This is a genomic window from Pontibacter sp. HJ8 (genome assembly GCF_054824225.1).
In genome coordinates, this window is the sequence record NZ_JSYF01000651.1 from 1 (window position 1) to 1,848 (window position 1,848).

The 1,848-nt window shown below is 39.7% G+C and carries 1 protein-coding gene; it reads right to left on the minus strand.

Translation table 11 applies throughout. From position 1 onward, the window contains the following. Positions 1-1,825: helicase-related protein (locus tag OB13_RS20605; RefSeq protein WP_461492066.1), on the minus strand; the 1,825-nt coding region annotated here is incomplete at its 3' end. Positions 1,826-1,848 lie beyond the last annotated feature (23 nt).

The window sequence follows — 1,848 nt, forward strand, 5'->3', positions numbered from 1 at the left end:
AAGTATCAGTCAGGCAAATTCCATCGAATGCTTGATATTCAGTTTTTCCAACAGCATCATGATAGGCGTTTTCAATATTGACTGCTGCTATATAATAAGCTAGCAGCACAATTTCATTAGCATGTATCTCGTATTGGTATTTACGTTCTAAATCTTCCTTTTTAAGTAGTCCACTTTGCAACAAACGAGTTACAAAAGTGCCTGTCCCAGTAAAAGGGTCAAGTATATGTACGTTTTCATCACTAATACTGCGATTAAACTCTTTTTTTAGTATATCATCAACTGAATGGATAATGAAATCAACTACTTCCACTGGTGTATATACAATTCCCAACTTCTCCACCATTTTAGGGAACGCGCTTTTAAAGAACTTATCATATAGTTCAATAATTATCCGTTGTTTACCCGCAGCATTATCAATCCCAGCGGCTCTAGACCTTACCGATTCATAAAACTTTTGTAAAGTTTCCGCATCCTTTTCTAAAGATTGCTCCTCCATCATATCTAGCATCTTCTGCATAGAAACAGAAATGGGGTTACTTTTCACAAAAGAATACTCTTCGAACAGTGCTTCAAATACGGGTTTAGTAATAATATGCTGGGATAGCATCTCTACCGCTTCTTCCTGTGTAATGGATGGGTTGATATTCTTTTGTAAGCCGCTAAGAAAATTGGAAAAAGCTTTGGTGTGTTCTCCATCCTCTTTTATTAAACGGTTAATACGTTCAGTATGTCGTTCCGCAATTTGCGCGACGTCTTTTGCCCATTGCTCCCAATACCTACGATCTCCTACCTTTTGCACCATACGAGCAAAAACAACACTTTGAAGTTGCTCAAACTGCAGGGATAGTTGCTTATTGATTTCGGTGTTTCTTTTAGCAATGTCTTCTTCTGTGTGAGAATCACCTATTGAACCACCCTTGTCAATTCCTCCAACAATTATTTGTGTAGGTTTACGCTTATTTAGCTCAATCTTATTAATAGTAGCATTGAATCTGTCATCATGTGCACGTAAGGCATTAAGTACAGACCACACAACTTTGTAACGTTCATTATCATCAAGAGCTTTGTCTGCCTCGATATCTGAAGGCACAACTACTGGAATGATTATATACCCATACTTTTTACCTTCGGCCTTACGCATAACACGTCCCACAGACTGTACCACATCTACCTGAGAGTTTCTAGCTGATAGAAATAAAACTGCATCAAGTGACGGGACATCAACGCCTTCGCTTAGACAGCGTACATTTGTGAGTACTCTGCACTCACGAGAATCATCAATTTCCGCCTTCAGCCAAGCTAGCTTTTCGTCACGTGTAGGAGCAGACATTGCTCCATCTATATGGTCTGAGGATACAGACACTATGTTCTCACGGACATCTATAGACAAACTATCATAATATACATCTGCTGTACTGTTAAAAGTACTCGTGATCTTCTTAGACGCTTTAATATTCTGGCAAAAAGCCACTGCCCTACGCATAGGTTCTGGGTCACTGCTTTTGATAATGCCTGCATCTCCCAATACTTGTTTAGAGAGAGCATTAATGCATCCTATGAGCTTAGAAGCATCGTCTGTATTGATTTCATTAGTGTTATCAGCCACCATCTTTTGCACAGCAGGCGGCATATCTTTCTCACTTACAGTGAGTATTAACACTTTGTAATCAGATAGCAAATCTCTGTCCACAGCCTCCCCGAAACCAATTCTGAAAAACTCTTCACCGTACTTACTTTCATCATCCATTGAGCAAAGTTCTGCATCAGCCTGTGCTGCCTTTGCCTTTGAATCATCGCTGAATAAACGTGGTGTGGCAGTCATATATAGCCTCTTCTTGGCCCGTA